Below are 20383 nucleotides of genomic sequence, written 5' to 3' on the forward strand. Positions count from 1 at the left end.
TTGCCGCCGCCTTTGCGCCAACCGCCGGCCCTGTGTGGCATCGCGCGCAAAGCGCTCTCAAGGCCGCCTTGCACGGGGCGGACCACATGCACTAGTCTTATCTCAGCCTTGCGCGTAGTTCGCGGCCTGCCGTACGCAAGGGGGGAGGGTCGGTATGGCGATAGCCATTGCACTCGTGATCATCGTCGTTGCTTCGGTGCTCTTCCATTTCGTGAGCCCGTGGTGGGCGACCCCGCTTGCTTCCAACTGGAAGCAGATGGACGACACGCTGACCATTACCCTGGTCATCACCGGCGTCTTCTTCGTCATCATCAACCTGTTCGTCGCTTATATCGTCTGGCGCTACCGCCATCGCGACGGCGCTCGCGCGCACTATCAGCCGGAAAACAGCAAGCTGGAACTCTGGCTGATCGGCGGCACCACGCTCGGCGTGATTGCCCTGCTCGCGCCGGGCCTGTTCGTCTATGCCGAATATGTGCGGCCACCCGGCGATGCGATGGTGCTGGAGGTAGTGGGCCAGCAGTGGCAGTGGGGCTTTCGCTTTCCGGGCCAGGGCGGCCAGCTTGGCACCTCGGACGCGCGCTTCGTGACGGCGGCCAACCCGCTCGGCGTGAACCCGGACGACCCGCGCGGACAGGACGACATCATCATTGCCGGCAATGAAGTGCACTTGCCGCTGAATCGTCCGGTCAAGGTGCTGCTGCGCTCCAAGGATGTGCTGCACGATTTCTACGTGCCGCCGTTTCGCGCCCGCATGAACATGGTGCCGGGGATGGTGACGTCGTTCTGGTTCACGCCGACCAAGGCGGGTACCTATGAGATCCTGTGCGCGCAGTTGTGCGGGGTCGGCCACTACAACATGCGGGGCAAGGTGGTAGTGGAGGATGCGGCGGCGTTCGATGCGTGGCTGCGCCGGCAGCCCACGTTCGCGCTGACCATGCTGAAGACGCCTGCGCCGCCGGCCACGGCCGGGGCACCCGGAGCGCCCGCCGGCGCCGATACGCTTGCGGAACAGGGCCGCGCGCTGGCCCAGAGCAAGGGCTGCGTTGGCTGCCACAGTATCGATGGCACCGTTGGCGTGGGGCCGAGCTGGAAGGGCCTGTATGGCAGCACGGGAACGTTTGCCGACGGCAGCAGCGCAAAGGTCGACGACGCTTACCTGAAGACCGAGATCACCGATCCGCAAGCGCGCCTGGTCAAGGGCTTCGGTCCGCTCATGCCGAAGATGCCCCTGAGCGAAGAGGAAGTCGGCGCGCTGGTCGCCTACATCCGCGCCAATGGCGCGGGCGGGGCCGCAACGCAGGCAGGCGCCGCGTCCGGCGCCGCCGCAAAATAGGCTGCAGGAGGGAGTGCAATGGCATACACCGACGACGCCGCCCATCATGGCCCGACCAGTTTCTTTACCCGCTATATCTGGAGCCAGGATCACAAGGTGATCGCGGTGCAGTACACCCTGGTCGCCATCTTCGTGGGGCTGATTGGCGTGGTGCTGTCAAACCTGATGCGCCTGCAACTGGGTTTCCCGGGGCATTTCACCTTTATCGACGCCAACCGCTACTACCAGTTCGTCACCATGCACGGCATGATCATGGTGATCTACCTGCTCACGGCACTTTTTCTCGGCGGCTTTGGCAACTACCTGATCCCGTTGATGGTGGGCGCGCGCGACATGGTGTTCCCCTACCTCAACATGCTGAGCTTCTGGGTGTACTTCCTCTCGGTACTGGTGCTGCTGTCGAGCTTCTTCGTGCCGGGCGGGCCCACCGGCGCCGGCTGGACGCTCTATCCGCCGCAGGCGATCCTGCGGGGCACGCCCGGCTACGAGTGGGGCATCATCCTGATGCTGGTGTCGCTGCTGATCTTTATCGTGGCGGCCACCATGGGCGGCCTCAACTACGTCACCACGGTGCTGCAGGCGCGTACCGAGGGGATGACGCTGATGCGCATGCCGCTGGCCGTGTGGGGCATCTTCATGGCCACCATCCTGGCGCTGCTGGCTTTTCCCGCGCTGTTCGTGTCGGGCCTGATGATGCTGCTGGACCGCACGCTGGGCACGAGCTTCTTCATGCCGGCGATCGTGTCGCTGGGCCAGCAGCTCAACTACAAGGGCGGCAGCCCGCTGCTGTTCCAGCACCTGTTCTGGTTCTTCGGCCACCCGGAGGTGTATATCGTGGCGCTGCCCGCGTTCGGCATCGTCTCGGACCTGATCAGCGTGCATTCGCGCAAGAGCATCTTTGGCTACCGCACCATGGTATGGGCGATCCTTGCCATCGGCGTGCTGTCGGTGGTGGTGTGGGCGCACCATATGTTCGTGAGCGGGATGAATCCTTACTTTGGCTTCTTCTTCGCCACCACCACGCTGATCATCGCGATTCCCACCGCCATCAAGGTTTATAACTGGGTGATCACGCTGTGGCGGGGAGACATCCATTTTTCGGTGCCGATGCTGTTCGCCATCGCCTTCGTCAGTACGTTCGTGATCGGCGGGCTGACCGGGCTTTTCCTGGGCAACGTGAGCGTGGACATCCCGCTGTCCAATACGTATTTCGTGGTTGCGCACTTCCATATGGTGATGGGCGTGTCGCCGATCCTGGTGGTGTTCGGCGGCATCTATCACTGGTACCCGAAGGTCACCGGCCGCATRCTCAACGACACGCTGGGGCATATCCATTTCTGGGTGACCTTCGTCGGCACCTATGCCATCTTCTTTCCCATGCATTACCTGGGCATCCTTGGCATGCCGCGGCGCTATTACGCTTACGACAACTACGCCTTCATCCCTGAATCGGCGCACCTGATGAACGCCTATATCTCGGTGGCGGCGTTTATCGTGGCGGCGGCGCAGTTGTTGTTCATCTTCAACCTGGCCTGGAGCGTCAGGCACGGCAGGCTGGCGGGTTCCAATCCGTGGCGCGCGGCTTCGCTGGAGTGGCAGACGCCGCAGACGCCGCCGGTGCATGGCAACTGGGGCCCGGAGCAACCGGTAGTGCATCGTTGGGCCTATGCCTATAGCGTGCCGGGCGCCAGCGAGGATTTCATCGCGCAGAACGCGCCGCCCGATGCCGGCGGCGCCGAACCCGAGCCGCATGCCAGCCGTGGAGCCGTAGCATGAACGCAAACCTGGTCTACCGCGCCAGCGGCGACAGCGAGCGCCGCTCCGGTCCCGGTCCCGGCGACGTGGGCCGGCAGCACGCCCGCCGCGCGCCGGCCAGCATCGGGCTGTGGGTGTTCATGGGCGTGGTGTCCTCGCTGTTTGGGCTGTTTATCGCCGCCTATGCCATGCGCATGGACTCGCCGGACTGGCATGCCGTTTCGTTGCCATGGCAGGTCTGGATGTCCACTGCCTTGCTGGCCGCCGGCAGCGCGGTGATGCTGGTGGCAGCGCGGGCGGCGCGCGACGGACGCTTCACGATGGCACATCGCGCGCTACGCTTTGGCGGGCTGGCCGCAGCTGCATTTGTCGCCTCGCAGTTATGGGCGTGGCAGGCCCTGCTCGCCATCCATGTGGTGCCGGCCAACAATCCCGCCGGCAGTTTCTTCTACCTGCTCACCGCGATGCATGGCCTGCATGTGCTGGGAGGCCTTGTTGGCTGGGTGGTCGCCATGCATGCCGCGCGGGGCAGCGCGCGGGCCACGCTGCGCATCGTGCTGTGCGCGCGCTACTGGCATTTCCTGCTTGCCGTGTGGCTGGTGCTRCTGGCCGCGCTGAACTGGCTCACGCCTGAACTGGTTCGCTTTATCTGCGGGCGCGGCTAGGCGGCCACGTCAAGCATCGAAGGAGACGCACCAATGTCTTCGCAACCCACTCCATCGGCGCCGGCCGAGTCCGGCGGCGCCGCGCTGCCCGGCGTGCCCGCGCCTGCGCCCGTGGTGGCCGGCCTGCGCGGGCTGGTGGCCGACTGGTCGTCCGACCAGCAGGCCTTCAAGGTGTCGTGGGGCAAGGCGATGATGTGGATCTTCCTGCTGTCCGACACCTTCATCTTCAGTTGTTTCCTGACCGGGTACATGACGGTGCGGATCGCCAGCACGGATACGTGGCCGAATCCGAGCATCGTGTTCGGGCTGAAGGTCGGCGGCGCCGAGGTGCCCTTGCTGCTGATCGCCATCATGACCTTCGTGCTGATCAGCAGCAGCGGCACGATGGCGATGGCCGTGAATTTCGCCTACCGCCGCGACCGCGTGAAATGCGCCAGCCTGATGTTTGCCACGGCGCTGTTCGGCGTGGCCTTTGTCAGCATGCAAGCCTTCGAGTGGAGCAAGCTGATCCTTACCGAAGGGGTGCGTCCCTGGAGCAACCCGATGGGCGCGCCGCAGTTCGGCTCCACGTTTTTCATGATCACCGGTTTCCACGGGCTGCACGTGAGCTGCGGCGTGATCTACCTGCTGATCGTGGCGACCAAGGTGCTGCGCGGGCGCTACGAGCGCACGGGCAACTACCAGATCGTGGAGATCGCCGGGCTCTACTGGCACTTCGTGGACCTGGTCTGGGTCTTTATCTTTGCGCTGTTCTATCTCTGGTGAGGCACGCCATGGCATCGTCGACTCCGTCTCCCGATGTGCCCGGCCTGGCACCGGCGGCGCCAGCGCATGCGTCCACCGGCGCGCACGGTGAATCGCATCACGGGCAGCAGCACCCGATTGGCCTGTACCTGAAGATATGGGCGCTGTTGTTCGTGCTGTCCACGCTGTCCTACATGGTGGACTACTTCCACTTCGAGGGTTATCTGCGCTGGACCCTGATCCTGCTGTTCATGGTGATGAAGGCCGGCCTGATCGTCGGCGTCTTCATGCATATGGCGTGGGAGCGGCTGGCGCTGATCTGCGCCATCCTGCTGCCGCCGCTCTGCCTGCTGGTGCTGGTGGGCCTGATGGCGATGGAAGCCGATTACACATTCCTCTTGCGCGGTGCCTTTTTCCGCTGAACGCATGCTCGCCGGGGGCACGGGCCGGTTTTGCCCGAGGCGGCGTGCCGGGTACACTTGAGCGGTTGCCCGCCACCACGAGGAAGCCATGCACCCAGCCACGGAAGCCATCCTGACCTATAACCATGGCCGCGATCCCGAGCGGCTGACCCGCAAGCTCGCCGCCATCGCGGCGGATCCGTTTGCTTTCCTGCGTGGCACCAACCATCTCTATGCGGCCGCGGTGGGCAACGAGGCCGCGCTGATCGAGGCGCCGACCACCTATGTCTGCGGCGATCTCCACCTGGAGAATCTCGGCAGTTTCAAGGGCGACAACGGCCTGGTTTATTTCGATCTCAACGACTTCGACGATGCGCTGGTCGCGCCGCTCACGGTGGACCTGGTGCGCCTGCTGTCGAGCCTGATGGTTGCCGCACCGCAACTGGGGCTGTCCGCTGCCGACGCGCGTGCCGGCGCGCAGAGCATGCTCGATACCTACGCGGCGGTGCTGGCCAGCGGCAAGCCGCGCTGGGTGGAGCGCGCCACGGCCACCGGCATGGTGGCGACGCTGCTGCGCCGGGTCAAACGCCGCCGCCGCGGCGAGGTCCTGGCCGCGCGCACGGTGCGGCGCGCCGGCAAGCGGCGCCTGCTGGTCGACGGCAAGCATGCGCTGGAACCCCTCAAGGGCGCGCGCAAGCGTACCGCAGCGATCCTGAGCGAGTTCGGGCGGCAGTCGCAACATGGGAGGCTGGTGGCCGACGATGCCGCCCGCAGGATCGCCGGCGTTGGCAGCCTTGGACTTGAACGTTACGTTGTGCTGGCTCACGCGGAGAGCGATCCGCTGGCTCAGCGGCTGGTCGACATCAAGCGCGCCGCGCCCAGCGCCTGGCAGGGGCTGCCGTATCGCACGCAGCCCGCCTGGAACAGCGAAGCGTCACGCGTCGTGCACATCCAGCATGCGATGCAGGCGGCCTCCCCGGCGCTGCTCTCGGCGGTGAAGATGGGCAAGGCTTCCTATATCGTCAAGAGCCTGCAGCCCACCGCCGACCGGGTCAACCTTGGCTCCCACACCAATCGCGAGGACCTGCGCGAAGTGCTGTTCACCATGGCGCGCGCCGCGGCCTGGGCGCACCTGCGCGGATGCGGGCACAATGCCGCCGATCGCATCGAGCAGTTGCAGGAGTTTGCCGGCGGTACGCGCTGGCGCGCGCCGGTGCTGCGGCTGGCGCGGCACGGTTGCGAGCTGGCGCAGGCGCAGTGGAAGGATTTTGTCGAGGATTACGAACTCGCCCGTGGCCTGGGGGCGAAGCCAGCCGCGCCGCGTTGAAGGCACCGTGTGACGGGGGAGGGCGCCGGACGATGCATGCGTGCCCTCGTCCGGCGCTTCCGCCGCGGCGGTGAGGCCGCGGCATTGCGCATCAGACCTGCGTGATGAACTTGGTCACCAGGTAGCCATCGAAGGTTTCCTGGCCGCCTTCGCTGCCGATGCCGGAATCCTTGATGCCGCCGAACGGCGTCTCGGCCAGCGCCATGCCGAAGTGGTTGATATTGACCATGCCGGCTTCCAGGCCGTTGGACACCAGCGTCGCGGTCTTCAGCGAGTTGGTGAACACGTAGGAGGCCAGGCCGAAGGGCAGGCTGTTGGCGCGGCGCAGCACTTCCTCCGCATCCTTGAAGCGCGTCACCGGCGCCACCGGGCCGAAGGGCTCGTCGACCATCAGCTTGGCGTCGTCGGGCAGGTCGGTGACCACGGTGGGGGCGAAGAAGAAGCCCTTGTCGCCGATGCGCTTGCCGCCGGCCACGACCTTGCCGCCGCGATGGCTGGCGTCATCCAGGAACTGTTCCATCGAGGCGATGCGGCGCTCGTGTGCCAGCGGGCCCATCTGGGTACCGTCTTCCAGGCCGTCGCCGACCTTGATCGAACCGATCACCTCGGTAAAGCGCGCCAGGAACTTGTCGTAGGCTTTTTCCTGCACGTAGAAGCGCGTGGGCGACACGCACACCTGGCCGGCGTTGCGCAGCTTGAAGCGCGCCAGCATTTCCGCTGCCGGCTCGATGTCGGCGTCGTCGAACACCAGCACTGGCGAGTGGCCGCCCAACTCCATGGTCACGCGCTTCATGTGAGCGCCGGCCAGTGCGGCAAGTTGCTTACCCACCGGCACGGAACCGGTGAACGAGATCTTGCGCACGATCGGCGATTCGATCAGGTAGGTGGATATTTCGCCCGGCACACCCCAGACGATGTTCAGCACGCCCGGGGGCAGGCCTGCATCGTGGAACAACTGGGCCAGCGCGACCACCGCGCTGGGCGAATCTTCCGGGCCCTTGAGGATCAGCGTACAGCCGGCGCCGATGGCCGAAACCATCTTGCGGATCGCCTGGTTGAAGGGGAAGTTCCACGGGGTGAAGGCCGCGCAGACGCCGATCGGCTCGCGCACCACGATCTGGCGCACATTGGGCTGGCGCGGCGGGATCACGCGGCCGTAGATGCGGCGGCATTCCTCGGCGTGCCATTCGGCGTGCTCGGCGCAGATCATGACTTCGCCGATGGCTTCAGCCAGCGGCTTGCCCTGGTCCAGCGTGATGTTGCGGCCGATCTCCTTGGCGCGCTCGCGGGTCAGTTCCGCAACGCGGCGCAGGATCCTGGAGCGCTCCAGTGGCGAGGTCTTCTTCCAGCTTTCGAAGGCGCGCTGCGCCGCGGCCAGGGCGCGGTCGAGGTCCGCGCGGCTGGCGTGCGGCAGCTTGCCCAGCAGTTCCTGGGTGGAAGGGTTGATGACGTCTTGCTCGCGTCGGTCCCCTCCCTTGACGAATTCCCCGTCGATGTAGAGGGCGAGATCCTGGTACATGCCTTTCTCCTGATGAAGGTTGCGTGCGACAAGTGCAGCCGGTGCTGCCGCTGTGAGGGTGCCGTGCCCGGGCCGGGCACAGCGGCGAAACCACAAGCTTAACCTGACGGCTCATTTTGTGCACCGGCGGGCGCCGGCTGTCCTGTGCCTTGCAGGTTTCTCTTTACCGATTGCAAAGTTCCATCAAGTGGCTGGCATACGAGTTCTGAATCGCCTCCAGCAGTTGTTCCCGATTCGCTGGAATCGCCATTTGCGCTCCCTTCCGCTCAGGTGTGCCGCACCGCCACCATGCTGCGCGTGGCGAGGGCCAGCGCATTGTGCCGGGCACCGCCGCCGAGGCTGTCGGAGATCTCCGTGGCGGCATTCAGCACCAGGTCGGCGAAGCCCTTGATTTTCTGCGGCTTGAAGCGCTCGGCGGGTCCGGACAGCCCGACCGCGGCAATCACATGCCCGTTGCGGTCGCTGATCGGAGCGGCGATGCCATACACCGTCTCGCGCCACTCGCCGCGATTGACCGCATAGCCCTGCTTGCGGACTTTTTCCATTTCCTGCAGGAAGCGCTCCGGCTCCACGATGCTGTTGGGCGTGGACGGCGCCAGCGCGGCCGACATGCGCTGCAGCGCGGCGTCCGGCTGGAATGCCAGCATGGCCTTGCCGGTGGCCACGCAATGCGCCAGCGCGCGGCCGCCGATCTGGGTATAGGCGCGCACCGGGTTGGGGCTGTCGATCTTGTGCACATAGACCACTTCGCCGCGATCCAGCACGGACAGGTGGACGCTTTCGCCGCTGGTGTGCATCAGCTTGTCCATCCAGGCTTCGGCATGGCGGCGCAGGTCCAGCCGCGAGAGCACCGCCGAGCCCAGTTCCCAGAGCTTGATGGAGGCGCTGTAGCCGGTGCCGGAGGTGTCCCGGATCACATAGTTGAGATCGGTGAGCGCTTGCAGCAAGCGGTGCACATTGCTCTTGGCCAGGCCCAGGTGGGCGGCGATCTCCGTCAGGCCGAGAGGGCGCTCGCTGTGGGCCAGCAGCTCGATGACACCCAGGCCTTTGATCAAGGTGTTGTTCATGTCGGACTTGCCGTGTGTGGCGCACCCGGCATTGGTTCTCAAATGTGGAACGATTGTAGCCTATTTTGGAACGTGAATATAATGATCCGCATCGCGGTCCAAAGGCGGGAGTCAGCCGGGCCGTCAACGTTTTCCGGGTATCCAGATGCACGATGTCAGCGAGAAGGACCTGCCCCTGCACGGGGTCAGGGTGGTGGAGTTCTGTACCGTGGCGGCCGGGCCGTTCTGCGGCATGCTGCTGGCCGACATGGGCGCCGAGGTGGTCAAGGTGGAGCCGCCGGACGGCGACACCTTGCGCCAGTGGCCGCCGCTGTCGAACGGGTTTTCCGAGAACTTTGCCTCGCTCAACCGCAACAAGCAGTCGGTGGCGCTCAACCTGAAGGATCCGGCCGACGTCGCCCTGGCGCGGCAACTGATCCTGGACGCCGATGTGGTGATCGAGAACAACCGTCCCGGCGTGATGGACCGGCTTGGCCTGGGCTATGCGAGCTTTTGCGAGCACAAGCCGCAGTTGCTGTACTGCTCGGTGTCGGCCTATGGCCAGAGCGGCCCGCGCGCCGGCGAGGGCGGTTTCGACCTGACCATCCAGGCGGCGGCCGGGGTAATGAGCGTGACCGGCGAGCCCGATGGCGCGCCGGTCAAGTGCGGCGTACCGCTGGCCGATTTCGCTTCGGGGCTCTACGCCGCCTTCGCCATCGCCAGCGCGCTGGCGCGGGTGCGCGCCGGCGGTGCGGGTTCGCATATCGACGTGCCGATGTACGGCTGCACGCTTGGCATCRCCGCGCTGCAGACCAGCGAATACTTCGGCACGGGCAAGAGCCCGGTCAAGCTCGGCTCGGCCCATCCGCGCAATGCACCGTACCAGGCCTTCCGCGCCGCCGATGGCTACTTCGCCATTGCCGCGGGCAACCAGAAGCTCTGGCTGGCGGTGGTGAAGGTCGTGGAGTTGCCGGCGCTGGCGGCCGATGCCCGCTTTGCCACCACGCGCGACCGTGCCGTCAACCAGGTTGCGCTCAAGGCGCTGCTGGAAGAGTGTTTCGCGGGAGCCGGCGTGGCGCACTGGATCGCGGTGTTCAATGCCGCCGGCGTGCCGCATGCGCGCATCAACGACTACGCCGCCGCGCTGGACGATCCCCAGGTCGCGCATATGGAGTGGGTGCAGCCGCTGACGTTGCCGGGCGGCCACCAGACGCGTACCTTCGCCTCGCCGCTGCGCTTCGATGGACAGGGGCTGCCGATCCGCCGCGATCCGCCGGCGCTGGGAGAGCACAACGACGCCATTCGCGCGCGCTACCCGGTGGGCGGCGCGGACCATGACACTTCCAGGGAAGCATGATGAATGACAAGATCGAACGGCTGCGTGAGTTCGTCGCCACCATCAGCCGGCTGGTGGAACAAACCGGACCCGGTACCGGTAACGAGGCCGCGCTGCTGGCCGGCGCCACCGGTCCGCTGCGCGAACTGGTGGCGCACGACGACTGGCTGCCCGACGCGATGGCGCGGCCGCATCCCGTCTATTACCAGCAGCACCTGCTCTACGGCGATCCGCTTGACCGCTTCTCGCTGGTGAGCTTCGTTTGGGGGCCGGGCCAGCAGACGCCGGTGCACGATCACACCGTGTGGGGCCTGATCGGCGTGCTGCGCGGCGCCGAGCTCGACCAGCACTACCGTGCCGAGGCGGGCAAACTGGTGGCCGATGGCGGCGAGGTCCTGTTGTCCGCCGGCCAGGTGGCCGCCGTATCGCCCACGCTGGGCGACGTGCACCGCGTGCGCAATGCGCACGACGACCAGGTCTCGGTCAGCATCCATCTGTATGGCGGCAATATCGGCCGCATCCGGCGCCATGTCTACGACGCGGCGAGCGGCGAGACCAAGCTGTTCATCTCCGGCTACTCCAACGCGCTGGTGCCCAACTTGTGGGCCCAGGCGGCGACGTGAGGGGGCCGCGGTGACACAAGGCATCCTGCTGGCCGACAAACAGGGCGACGTCACCCGGCTGACGCTGAACCGGCCCGGGCGCGGCAATGCACTGTCGGCCGCGCTGGTGGAGGAGCTCGCGGCGGCGGTGCAGGTGTGCCACCACGACGGCACACGCCTGCTGTCCATTGAGGGCGCGGGCACGCATTTCTGCACCGGTTTCGACCTGGGCGACCTGGATAGCGAGAGCGACGATTCGCTGCTGGCGCGTTTCGTGCGCGTCGAACTGCTGCTGCAAAGCCTGCATGGCGCGCCCTTCACCACCGTAGCGCTGGTGCAGGGGCGGGTCATGGGCGCGGGTGCCGACCTGCTTGCAGCCTGCGAGCAGCGCTGGGTCGCGCAGGGCAGCAGCTTCGCCTTCCCGGGGGCGGCCTTTGGCCTGGTGCTGGGCAGCGCGCGGCTGGCGGAGCTGGTTGGCGTGGCCACGGCGCGGGAATGGATCGGCAGCGGGCGAGCCGTCCGGACAGAAGAAGCGCTGGCCGCCGGCCTGGCCGGCACCGTGGTGGAACCGGAGGCACGCGCGGCCGCGCTTACGGCACTGGCCGCGCGTGCGCGCCGGCTCGATGCACCGACGCAGGCGGCCATCCACGCCGCCACGCTGGGCGGGCCCGGCGCTGCCGATGCGGCGCGCGCCGCGCAGCTAGCCGAACTTGTGCGTTCCGCCGCCCGTCCGGGGCTAAAGGCGCGCATCGCGGCTTATCGGGAGGCATCCAGGCGCTGACGCAGTGCCGCCAACCTGGCGGCACTGCGCAATCCGCATTTGGTGGCGGTGATCGGCGCTCGCGCGGCTCAGAGCGGCTGTGGGCTGAATGCCGGCAGGTCCGGCCATGCCAGCGTTGCCCAGACTCCCTTGGGCGGGGCGAGGAGCTGGCGCAAGCTTGCTTCATCGAAGGCTTTGCCCATCGGGTCGGCCCGGAACGCCGCAACCCATTGCCGGCGGCCGGCGATAAAGGCAATGCCGAATTCCTCCCAGCTTGCAAAGCAGTCCTGCGCACGCTGCGCATTAAGCAACAGCACGCGCCAGGCGGCCATGGGCTCCGCCCAGCCCATCAACATGACAATGCGCGCAAAAAACGCCATCCGGACACAGGCAAACGCCAGCGCGGCACGAGGATCGTCTGTCGGCAGGAGCGCATGCAGATCGGTGCGAAACCAACGCGATTCGAGTACCTGGGCGAGGTGCTGGCGCGCTTCGTCGTCGGTCGCATTGGCCCGGAACTCCATCTGGTGCAGCAATTGCGCACGAAAGAATGCGCGCGCATTCTCCGTCAGGCGGTCCGTGGCGGGGTCGAAAAAACCGGTCATGCCCGTGGCGTCGACCATCGGCTGCGCCAGTGTCAGGGCCCATTGCTTGCGCTGCGTGAACACAGCGGAGCGCGCGGGGCGCAGACGGCGGTAAGCCCACCAAAGTACGAGTCCCCCGAGAAGGATGTAGAAGATCATCAGGTTCGGCGCTCCGTTACGATCTGGATTGCAAGGCCAGTATTTCCGCTGCCCGCGATAGCGATAGTTCCGGCCACGGCACCCCTTCGGTGGCGACAGCTTCCCCGCCGCCATGCGGATTTCCCGTTTCTGCGTTTCGTGCCGGCATAGGCCTGGTGGCATAACCGACCGATGGCGCACGCGGCGAACGCGCCGACAGCAGGCCCGGCTCGCGCGCGGCGACCAGCCATTCCACCATCGGCGTTGGCGAGCTGAGCCTGACGAAGAGTTGCGGATACCTGCCGACCAGTCGGGTCTGCGTTGCGGCGTCGGTCACGTCTTCGATGCGCTCCCAGCCGGCTGGCGTGCGTACCACGCCGATTGCGATGCAATCGGCCGGTGTTTCCTCGTCGGTGCCCAGCGCGTTCAGGCAGGCCAGCACGTCTTCGATGTAGCGTTCGATCGGCGGCCGGTTCTGCTTTCCCTTGACCTGGTCCACGCGGAGCGCGCCATTGGCCTGGATACTCACGCCGATCGTGATATGCGGATGTCCGCCGGCATCACGGAAGCTCACCAGGCGCAGCTGCTTTTGCGCCACCGCGCCGGCATACCGCTCGCCGTAGCCCCCGGCCAGCGCGCGCCGGTCGGCAAACTGCCCGAGGCAGTGCCGCATGACATAGCTTTCAAACGCCATTTCCGAGCGCAGCAGCGCACTGTCCGGCAGGAACTCCACGAACACGCCATTCGGCGTCGCCAGCAGGGTGCGCAGCGCCTCGGGCTGGCTCTGGCGCCAGCCACGCTCGATGCGCGTTGCCATCTCGGCATGTTCCTTGTCCCACAGCGCCAGCGCTTGCGGGCAGTTGATGCGGTCCAGCTTGCCTTCCAGGGCGGTGCCTTGGCGCGACGTCAGGAATTCGACTAGCCGCGCTTCCAGTGCCAGCAGGCGCGTATCGGCAGGATCGACCCAGACCACGGGTGCTAGCGGCGTTGCCGCTTCGCTGCTGCCCGCCTTGGCGGAGGCGGCAAAGCGGGCAACAATCCATTCCGGTACGGCCTCGGATTTCAGTATCTGCCGCGCATCGGCAAGCGAACCGATGTTTGTCGCCGGCTCGAAGTTGGCGACGAGATGGCGATAGAAGTGGTTAAGCAGCCAGGCGCGCACGGTCGCTTCGTCGCCTCGCGCCTGGCTGCGCGCGGCGATCCCCGACTTCAGCGCGCCGGCATTGAGCGCGTTGCGCGGCGCGTAGCCGGAGGTCCGCCTTGCCGCACTCATTTCCAGACTTGCCACCAGCTTTTGGCAGGGGCTTTGGCTTCGGTCCGATAGAGCGCCAGCTTTTCCTCAATCGCGCTGGCATCATCGCATTCGTATTCGTTGCTGCGCGGATTGAGTGCGAGGGCGCGCTCGTAGAGCGCGGCGGCCTCGGCCCGGCGATGCAGCCCGTGGAGCGTGTCGGCCCCCAGGCATACCATCCAGGACACCGGACAGGCTTCCACCTGGCGCGCGATGCGGCTCCACAATACCGACGCTTCTTCCGGGCAGCTATGCGCCAGGTTGAATGCCATCTGCAGGTGCACGCCCAACGCATCGGTGGACAAGTTGTCATCGTCCAGGCCTTCTTCCCGCTGCCATTTCACCAGGCGCTCCAGCCAGATCGGAATCTCGCGGTCGCGATCGAGTTTGTACAGAGCCTGGGACACCTCGCCCAGATAGTCGTTGGGGTCATGCCGGCTGTAGCCATGCTCGGCGGCGTAGTGCCAGAGCTGCTCGGCCGCGCTCACGATCCCTTCGGCATCCTTCATCGCGATCCGCACACTCAGCAGGCCGGCATAGTGTTCGGCAAACGGGCTGGCCGCGATGCCCCGCATATGCAGGTCGACGGCATCCTCATAGCGCCGCTCGTCGTAGCGATAGATGATGGCCAGGTTATTGCACATCATGGAGTAGAGGTGCGCGCAGGCGTCGTACGGATGCCCGCCGCCGCTCGCGAAATAGCGCTCCATGCACGCCTGCCCTTGCTCGTAGGCGGCAGTCTGCAACTTGATGAAATCGCGGTACGTCTCGTTGCGCAGTTCCGCGGGAACGCTGTCCAGGTGTTCCTCCAGGTAGCTCCCGATCGTGACCCCGAAGTTGTAGCCCCACAGCCCGCTCGGCAGGGAAGGATGCGGCAACTTCAGCGTCTGGGGCAGCCCGAGCGATTGCACTCGCGCATGGAACAGGGCGTATGCGGTACGGTTGTCGTCCATGCCGCCTTCCTGCGCCGCCGCATACAACAGCGCCGCTTGCGTGGTGGCATCGATGCGGCCTGCGCCGGCATCGTGCACGGCCGCCAGTCGCGTGATCCACGGATGGCGAGGCGAACGCTGCTCGGCCAGCGCGCGCGCGGCTGCGAACACTACCTGCATGGCCTGCGCACCATTTACTTCCCCAACGGCGCCAAAGAGCGCCTCATGAACCGGGGAGAGCGTCGGCAGATCCTGTCCGTCCTCTTGCGCCACAGAGATGAAACGCTCCAGCGTCTCGGCGGTATTGCAGGCCCGCATGGCGCACAATGGCCACCAGACGGAGTCGTCGTCCGCGTCGGCCAGACGCGCGTGAACCAGCCGCGCGGCGCCGTCCCACATCTCGGCTTCCAGCTGGTAAATGTGAAAGAAGGCCCGGCGGCCGGCCTCTTCAACGCGCCGGGCTTCGATCAGCCACGGCAGTTCGTATTCGATGAAGTCATCGCTGCCGTCCGAGGACAGGCCATGGCGCGCGGCGGAGCAAGCGTCCAGCGCGCCCGGCAAATCGCCTTGCGCGTGCAAGGCGCGCGCGGCGAGCCGGGCCAGCCGGACTTCCAGCTCACGGCGCTGCGGCAAGGCGCGGTCCGCCGTCAGCGCCGTTACCGCCTGCTGGAAGGCAGCCAGGCGTTCGGGCGCGATCGCGATCAGGGCGCCGCCCAGGCGCAGCCAGTCGTCTTCGTCGACGTCCTGATCCGCAGCCGCCGTCTGCAGCGCCAGGATTGCCGCACCGGCCGCTGCGCGCGCCTCGTCGTCGCTGCCATGACGCGACAGCGCCCACGCACGCCGCCGCTGGTAGTCGGCATGGTCCCACGCGCGGAAAGCAGCCCGCTGCGCGATGGCGCCGTCCAGTGCATTGCGTAGTTCAACCGTTTCCAGCGCGATGTCCAGGCTGCGCCGCTCCAGGCTATCGAATACCCGAAGCTGCCGGTACCGGTTCGCATCAAGGTCCGGCATCTCGGCAACGATGGCACGCATCTCTCCGAGGGCTTGCCGGGTGGGCTCTTCCTCGTCGAGGTAGTTGGCAATCTGGAGGCGATAGAGCGCCAGGTGCATGCGCAGCCCGGCCCGGGCCTCGCGCTGCGCGAGTGCCAGTACGGCGGCGCCGTCGTCGTTGACCACGGCCTGTGCAGCCGCGGAATCGCCCGCCCGCATCCACAGCGTGTGCAGCCGGTCAATGGATTCCAGTGAATCCGCCCGCAAAGGCCTGGCGCGCAATCTCGCCAGCAAATCAGCCGCTTCCGTTGAATTTCCTTCTTCGAGATCAGCTTCGAGACGGTCCAGGAATTGTTCCAGCTGAGCACCTGTCAGTGCATTGCCATTGATATCCATGAATTTTTTTGATTTTCTGGGAGAAACAACAAAAATGCCTAATGTGCGGCCAATGCCGGATTCTACCCGGAGATCCAATGGGGCTGGAGGCGCCTGCTCCTCTCGAATGAACGAGGCGCCTGGGCCACGTCACGCATTGCGTGACGGCTGTGACGGCGACTGTTTACAATTGGCTTTCTGTCTGACGACACCTGCCGACAAAGGCTGTCAGGAAGGTATGAGATAGTGGCGCGCACGGGGCATTCCGATTGATATTGCTCCTGTCACCTGATGACACGAATGCGTGTCGGGCGCAATAAGAACACGAGACAAACTCGAACATGCCAACAAAATCCAAAGCCCAGCTGACCACGGGCCCGATCGGTCGCACTTTGCTGCTGTTCTCGCTACCGGTGCTGGGCAGCAATATCCTGCAGTCGCTCAATGCCTCGATCAATTCGGTGTGGGTCGGGCATTTTCTCGGCGAGGCGGCGCTGACCGCCACCTCCAATGCCAACATCATCCTGTTCTTCCTGCTGGGCGTGGTGTTTGGCATCAGCATGGCCAACACCATCATGATCGGGCAAGCCGTGGGCGCGCGCGACCTGGGCGAAGCGCGCCGCGTGGTGGGCACCAGCACCACCTTCTTTGTCCTGCTGTCGGTAATTGCCGCGGTGCTCGGCTATGCCTTCACGCCAGACATCCTTGCCGCCATGGATACGCCGGCCGATGCCAGGGCGCTGGCCATCAGCTACCTGCGCATCATCTTCCTGGCGCTGCCCTTCATGTACTTCTACAACTTCGTGATGATGACGCTGCGCGGCGCGGGAGATTCGCGCACGCCGTTCTATTTCATGGTGTTGTCGGTAGGGCTGGACGTGCTGCTCAATCCGCTGCTGATCTTCGGCATCGGCCCGTTTCCCGAACTCGGCATCGCGGGATCGGCGCTGTCCACGCTGATCGCGCAACTGGTGAGCCTGGCCGCAATGCTGGCGGTGCTCTACCGCCGCCGCCACTTCCTCGCGCTGCGCCGGCATCAGCTGGCCTACCTGCGGCCCGATACCGGCATCTTGCGCGCGCTGGTGGCCAAGGGCSTGCCGATGGGYYTGCAGATGGTGGTGATCTCGTCGTCCGCGATCGTGATGATGTCGCTGGTCAATCGCTACGGCTCGCAGACCACTGCAGCGTATGGCGTGGCCTCGCAGCTATGGACCTATGTGCAGATGCCGGCGCTGGCCGTGGGCGCGAGCGTGTCGTCGATGGTGGCGCAGAACGTAGGCGCCGGCTTGTGGGATCGCGTGACCCGCATCACGCGGGTAGGGCTGTTGTTCAACCTGTTGATGACGGGCGCGCTGGTTGGCCTGATCTACCTGTTCAACCGCCATTCGCTCGGCCTCTTCCTGCCCGATGACGGCACCGCAATCGGCATTGCGCAACATATCAACGCCATCGTGCTTTGGTCCTTCATCCTGTTCGGCTTCACCATCGTGCTGTTCGGCACCGTGCGCGCCACTGGCGCGGTGATGGCACCGCTGGTGATTCTCTTCCTGTCGATGTGGGTGGTGCGCTTGCCGTTTGCCTGGGTACTCGAGCGCACCATCGGCGCCGATGCGATCTGGTGGAGCTTTCCGCTGGGCTCGATCGTCTCGGTGACGCTGGCGGTCGCGTACTACCGTTTCGGCAACTGGCGCGCGAGCCATATCCTGCCGGCGGCACCCAGCCCGGCGCCGGAGCCGGAGTTCGCGCCCCAGGCACCCGACACCAGCATGGGCACGCCGTGCGAGGAGGCCCTGTCCACCGCTGGCGCCGGCAGCACCGGCGAGGCGGCGATGGCAGGCGAACCGCGCGAGGTGTCGAAGCAGGGCGCTGACTGAACGCACCGGTTGGCGGCGTCCGGCACGCCGCATTGCATCACTCCAGGACGGCCCCGTGTTCAGCGGGGCCGCTTTCACTTTCATTTCCCCTTGCCAGCCCGGCCAGCCAGCGCCGCACCACCTGCTCCTCCTGCTCCGTGAGGCCGGCGCGCAACTGCGCTTCATTCTGCAGGGCGCGCTCGCGGCACGTGGCCAGCAGCGCGGCGCCGGCCGGCGTCAGCACAATGTTCTGGATCCGGCCGTGCACCGGATGGGGCTGGCGCCGGATCGATCCGGCCTTTTCCAGGTTGGCCACGATCACGCTGACGGTCTGCGGTGTCAGCAAGGCGAGCCTGGCGAGATCGGCATTGGACAAGCCGGGATAAGCGCCCAGCATGGTCAGCACCACGAATTGCGGAGAGGTGACGCCGAGGTCCCCCAGTGCGCGCTCCATGCGCAGCCGGTTGGCGGCGCCGGCCTGGCGCAGCAGATAGCCGAGGTAGCCGCTTTCGCCGCGTTTGCCCTCGCCGGGACGGGGCACGCCGTGCGCCGCGGCAGTCATGGCGGGGAGGGGGGGCGGGCTAGGCGGGCGGCGCGAGGGGGGATGGCTCATGGATCAATACGTTTTGTCATGTTCGTGCTCTGACATTATCGCAGAGTCCGCCCCGGATGCTGCGGCTGCCACGCGCGGCGGCATGAAAGGCAATCGAAAGTTGTTTATGGCACCGTGCTTGCCGTGGTCAAAGCGGATGCATGCCGTCCGTGTTTTCTTGCCGCGTGTTCCACGTTGAATGCCTCGCGCTCGGTGCCCTCTGCCGGCAGCCGGCGCTCGCGTGTTCGTGCCAGGCGCCTATCCGATCTCGCGGTTCCTGGTGCCCTCCGGGCTTCCTTCCCTTTCAGTTCGCCTTCAGTTTCCCTTCGCTTTCCCTTCAGTTCCCTTTCATGCGTCTTTCGTTAATACATCACGGTGTGATGCATATTTTTTCAGGGAATTTCAGTGCGTATCGGTGAATACCCCTAAACCAAGACAAATGAAAGCAAGCTGAAAGATCGCCTCTCTAATGTTCGAGCCAACCTGCAGGGACAGCATCTTCCCTGCCGATCGAACCGCCTTCGCATGCAAGAGCCTGTGTGTGGAGGGCACTGCTTCTATGTACTTTGAGGAGAATCGTTTTGCGCATACGCAGCCAAAAGGACTTTGCCTCCGGCCTGATGTTCATTCTGGTCGGACTGGGCTTTTCCTTCGTCGCTCGCGGCTATTCCATGGGATCAGCCGCCAAGATGGGCCCCGGATATTTTCCGTTTCTGCTCGGTCTGGTACTCGCCATACTCGGTGCCTTTGTTCTGATCGGTTCGCTATCGAGCAAGGGGGAGAAGGATCAGCTCGCCCGCTGGGACCTGAAGACCCTGTTGTGGATCCTGGGTTCGGTGGTGCTGTTCGGCCTGCTGCTCAAGCCGCTCGGCATGGTGCTGTCGGTGTTCGTGCTGGTGCTGGTGTCGTCGATGGCCAGCCATGAGTTCAGCTGGAAGGGCGCGATCCTGAACGCCATCGTGCTGGTGCTGATCAGCATGGGCGCCTTCGTGTACGGCATCAACCTGCAGATGCCGGTGTGGCCTGCTTTCATTACTGGTTAAGGAGTCGGCCATATGGAATTGATTGACCATCTTGCCTTGGGATTCTCCACGGCGCTGTCGCTGCAAAACCTGGCATACGCCTTCCTGGGCTGCGTGCTGGGTACCCTGATCGGCGTGCTGCCGGGCCTGGGGCCTCTGGCCACCATCGCCATGCTGCTGCCGGTGACCTACACACTGCCGCCGGTGGCCGCGCTGATCATGCTGGCCGGTATTTACTACGGCGCGCAGTACGGTGGCTCCACCACCGCCATCCTGGTCAACCTGCCGGGTGAATCGTCGTCGGTGGTGACCACCATCGATGGCTACCAGATGGCACGGCGGGGACGGGCAGGGGTAGCGCTGGCAACCTCGGGCCTGGGCTCGTTCTTTGCCGGCTGCGTGGCAACCCTGATCCTGGCTGCGTTCGCTACGCCGCTGTCGGAACTGGCGTTCAAGTTCGGTCCCGCCGAGTACTTCTCGCTGATGGTGCTGGGCCTGATCGGTGCCGTGGTGCTGGCTTCGGGTTCGCTGCCCAAGGCGGTTGCGATGATCGTGCTGGGCCTGCTGCTGGGTCTGATCGGTACCGACGTGAACTCGGGTGCCGCGCGTTTCTCCTTCGACATTCCGGAACTGACTGACGGTATCGACTTCGTCGCGCTTGCCATGGGTATGTTCGGCTTCGCTGAAATCGTCGCCAACCTGGAGCAGAAGGAAGACCGCGAGACCTTCACCGACCGCGTGACCAACCTGTGGCCGACCAAGGAAGACTTCAAGCGCATGGCGCCCGCGGTTCTGCGCGGCACGATGCTGGGTTCGGCGCTGGGCATCCTGCCGGGCGGCGGTGCTGCACTGGCTTCGTTCGCGGCCTACTCGCTGGAAAAGAAGACCTCGAAGTACGCGCATGAATTCGGCAAGGGCGCCATCGAAGGCGTGGCAGGTCCGGAATCGGCCAATAACGCCGCCGCGCAGACCTCCTTCATCCCGCTGCTGACGCTGGGCATTCCGCCCAACGCGGTGATGGCGCTGATGGTGGGTGCGATGACCATCCACAACATCCAGCCGGGCCCGCAGGTCATGACCAGCAACCCCGCGCTGTTCTGGGGCCTGATCGCCTC

At 65.5% G+C, this 20383-nt stretch carries 18 protein-coding genes; 12 read left to right on the top strand and 6 right to left on the bottom strand.

All coding sequences use genetic code 11. From position 1 onward, the window contains the following. Positions 1 to 154: 154 nt before the first annotated feature. The 6 genes from AC1DN0_RS14340 (at position 155) to AC1DN0_RS14365 (ending at position 6228) form a co-directional block, all read left to right on the top strand. Entirely contained in the window at positions 155 to 1336 is a 1182-nt protein-coding gene (locus tag AC1DN0_RS14340) for a c-type cytochrome (protein WP_441629445.1), read from the top strand. A gap of 18 nt (positions 1337 to 1354) precedes the next feature. Continuing rightward, positions 1355 to 3112: a cytochrome c oxidase subunit I gene (ctaD, locus tag AC1DN0_RS14345; protein WP_477145802.1), complete on the top strand. Its 1758-nt coding sequence runs from the start codon at positions 1355 to 1357 to the stop codon at positions 3110 to 3112. Beyond that, positions 3109 to 3756 (top strand): cytochrome c oxidase subunit 3 family protein, encoded by a 648-nt coding sequence (locus AC1DN0_RS14350; RefSeq protein WP_441629447.1) that lies wholly within the window; start codon positions 3109 to 3111, stop codon positions 3754 to 3756. Before ctaD ends, AC1DN0_RS14350 begins: the two co-directional genes overlap by 4 nt. A gap of 33 nt (positions 3757 to 3789) precedes the next feature. Continuing rightward, positions 3790 to 4521 (top strand): heme-copper oxidase subunit III family protein, encoded by a 732-nt coding sequence (locus AC1DN0_RS14355; protein ID WP_441629448.1) that lies wholly within the window; start codon positions 3790 to 3792, stop codon positions 4519 to 4521. Positions 4522 to 4529: 8 nt separating this feature from the next. Beyond that, positions 4530 to 4922, top strand: a complete 393-nt coding sequence (locus AC1DN0_RS14360; RefSeq protein WP_441629449.1) for a cytochrome C oxidase subunit IV family protein — start codon at positions 4530 to 4532, stop codon at positions 4920 to 4922. An 88-nt stretch (positions 4923 to 5010) separates the two neighbouring features. Then, complete coding sequence (locus AC1DN0_RS14365; RefSeq protein ID WP_441629450.1) at positions 5011 to 6228, top strand: DUF2252 domain-containing protein; 1218 nt, start codon at positions 5011 to 5013, stop codon at positions 6226 to 6228. A gap of 91 nt (positions 6229 to 6319) precedes the next feature. On the opposite strand, the gene AC1DN0_RS14370 is transcribed toward AC1DN0_RS14365, so the two are convergent. Together AC1DN0_RS14370 and AC1DN0_RS14375 are read right to left on the bottom strand one after the other, a co-directional pair. Beyond that, positions 6320 to 7747: an NAD-dependent succinate-semialdehyde dehydrogenase gene (locus AC1DN0_RS14370; RefSeq protein ID WP_441629451.1), complete on the bottom strand. Its 1428-nt coding sequence runs from the start codon at positions 7745 to 7747 to the stop codon at positions 6320 to 6322. A 266-nt stretch (positions 7748 to 8013) separates the two neighbouring features. Beyond that, complete coding sequence (locus AC1DN0_RS14375; protein WP_441629452.1) at positions 8014 to 8814, bottom strand: IclR family transcriptional regulator; 801 nt, start codon at positions 8812 to 8814, stop codon at positions 8014 to 8016. Positions 8815 to 8959: 145 nt separating this feature from the next. On the opposite strand from AC1DN0_RS14375, the gene AC1DN0_RS14380 reads away from it, so the two are divergent. Genes AC1DN0_RS14380 through AC1DN0_RS14390 form a run of 3 tightly spaced genes read left to right on the top strand, consistent with a single transcriptional unit; the run spans position 8960 to position 11512 of the window. After that, a complete protein-coding gene (locus AC1DN0_RS14380; protein ID WP_477145803.1) occupies positions 8960 to 10150 on the top strand; it encodes a CaiB/BaiF CoA transferase family protein in 1191 nt (396 codons plus the stop codon). After that, a complete protein-coding gene (locus AC1DN0_RS14385; RefSeq protein ID WP_441629462.1) occupies positions 10150 to 10752 on the top strand; it encodes a cysteine dioxygenase family protein in 603 nt (200 codons plus the stop codon). Before AC1DN0_RS14380 ends, AC1DN0_RS14385 begins: the two co-directional genes overlap by 1 nt. A gap of 10 nt (positions 10753 to 10762) precedes the next feature. After that, entirely contained in the window at positions 10763 to 11512 is a 750-nt protein-coding gene (locus AC1DN0_RS14390; protein WP_441629454.1) for an enoyl-CoA hydratase/isomerase family protein, read from the top strand. A gap of 68 nt (positions 11513 to 11580) precedes the next feature. On the opposite strand, the gene AC1DN0_RS14395 is transcribed toward AC1DN0_RS14390, so the two are convergent. From AC1DN0_RS14395 to AC1DN0_RS14405, 3 genes are read right to left on the bottom strand one after another with little or no spacing between them, the layout of a single operon-like run. Then, positions 11581 to 12348 (bottom strand): DUF1266 domain-containing protein, encoded by a 768-nt coding sequence (locus tag AC1DN0_RS14395; RefSeq protein WP_441629455.1) that lies wholly within the window; start codon positions 12346 to 12348, stop codon positions 11581 to 11583. Next, entirely contained in the window at positions 12251 to 13486 is a 1236-nt protein-coding gene (locus AC1DN0_RS14400; protein WP_477144589.1) for a hypothetical protein, read from the bottom strand. Before AC1DN0_RS14400 ends, AC1DN0_RS14395 begins: the two co-directional genes overlap by 98 nt. Further along, positions 13483 to 15822 carry a hypothetical protein gene (locus AC1DN0_RS14405; protein ID WP_441629457.1) on the bottom strand — a complete coding sequence of 780 codons (2340 nt, stop codon included), beginning with the start codon at positions 15820 to 15822 and terminating at the stop codon, positions 13483 to 13485. The genes AC1DN0_RS14400 and AC1DN0_RS14405 overlap by 4 nt, the downstream gene beginning before the upstream one ends. Before the next feature lie 320 nt (positions 15823 to 16142). Here AC1DN0_RS14405 and AC1DN0_RS14410 point away from each other — a divergent pair, with 320 nt between their 5' ends. Further along, positions 16143 to 17675: an MATE family efflux transporter gene (locus AC1DN0_RS14410; RefSeq protein WP_477145804.1), complete on the top strand. Its 1533-nt coding sequence runs from the start codon at positions 16143 to 16145 to the stop codon at positions 17673 to 17675. Positions 17676 to 17712: 37 nt separating this feature from the next. On the opposite strand, the gene AC1DN0_RS14415 is transcribed toward AC1DN0_RS14410, so the two are convergent. Further along, on the bottom strand, positions 17713 to 18216 hold the full coding sequence (locus tag AC1DN0_RS14415; protein ID WP_441629463.1) for a MarR family winged helix-turn-helix transcriptional regulator: 504 nt from the start codon (positions 18214 to 18216) through the stop codon (positions 17713 to 17715). 611 nt (positions 18217 to 18827) lie between these two features. Between AC1DN0_RS14415 and AC1DN0_RS14420 the strand changes: the two genes are divergently transcribed. Next, entirely contained in the window at positions 18828 to 19289 is a 462-nt protein-coding gene (locus AC1DN0_RS14420; RefSeq protein WP_045236286.1) for a tripartite tricarboxylate transporter TctB family protein, read from the top strand. Positions 19290 to 19301: 12 nt separating this feature from the next. Further along, positions 19302 to 20383, top strand: a 1082-nt coding sequence (locus AC1DN0_RS14425; protein WP_477111781.1) for a tripartite tricarboxylate transporter permease, incomplete at its 3' end; no start/stop codon positions are given.

It is taken from the genome of Cupriavidus sp. 05N39 (assembly GCF_056397325.1).

Excerpts from the sequence above, each read along its gene's own strand:
- AC1DN0_RS14370 (WP_441629451.1), bottom strand. The coding sequence starts at position 7,747 with ATGTACCAGGATCTCGCCCTCTACATCGACGGGGAATTCGTCAAGGGA.
- AC1DN0_RS14340 (WP_441629445.1), top strand. The coding sequence starts at position 155 with ATGGCGATAGCCATTGCACTCGTGATCATCGTCGTTGCTTCGGTGCTC.
- AC1DN0_RS14355 (WP_441629448.1), top strand. The coding sequence starts at position 3,790 with ATGTCTTCGCAACCCACTCCATCGGCGCCGGCCGAGTCCGGCGGCGCC.
- AC1DN0_RS14415 (WP_441629463.1), bottom strand. The coding sequence starts at position 18,216 with ATGACTGCCGCGGCGCACGGCGTGCCCCGTCCCGGCGAGGGCAAACGC.
- AC1DN0_RS14385 (WP_441629462.1), top strand. The coding sequence starts at position 10,150 with ATGAATGACAAGATCGAACGGCTGCGTGAGTTCGTCGCCACCATCAGC.
- AC1DN0_RS14365 (WP_441629450.1), top strand. The coding sequence starts at position 5,011 with ATGCACCCAGCCACGGAAGCCATCCTGACCTATAACCATGGCCGCGAT.
- AC1DN0_RS14400 (WP_477144589.1), bottom strand. The coding sequence starts at position 13,486 with ATGAGTGCGGCAAGGCGGACCTCCGGCTACGCGCCGCGCAACGCGCTC.
- AC1DN0_RS14395 (WP_441629455.1), bottom strand. The coding sequence starts at position 12,348 with ATGGCGGCGGGGAAGCTGTCGCCACCGAAGGGGTGCCGTGGCCGGAAC.
- AC1DN0_RS14405 (WP_441629457.1), bottom strand. The coding sequence starts at position 15,822 with ATGGATATCAATGGCAATGCACTGACAGGTGCTCAGCTGGAACAATTC.
- AC1DN0_RS14375 (WP_441629452.1), bottom strand. The coding sequence starts at position 8,814 with ATGAACAACACCTTGATCAAAGGCCTGGGTGTCATCGAGCTGCTGGCC.
- AC1DN0_RS14360 (WP_441629449.1), top strand. The coding sequence starts at position 4,530 with ATGGCATCGTCGACTCCGTCTCCCGATGTGCCCGGCCTGGCACCGGCG.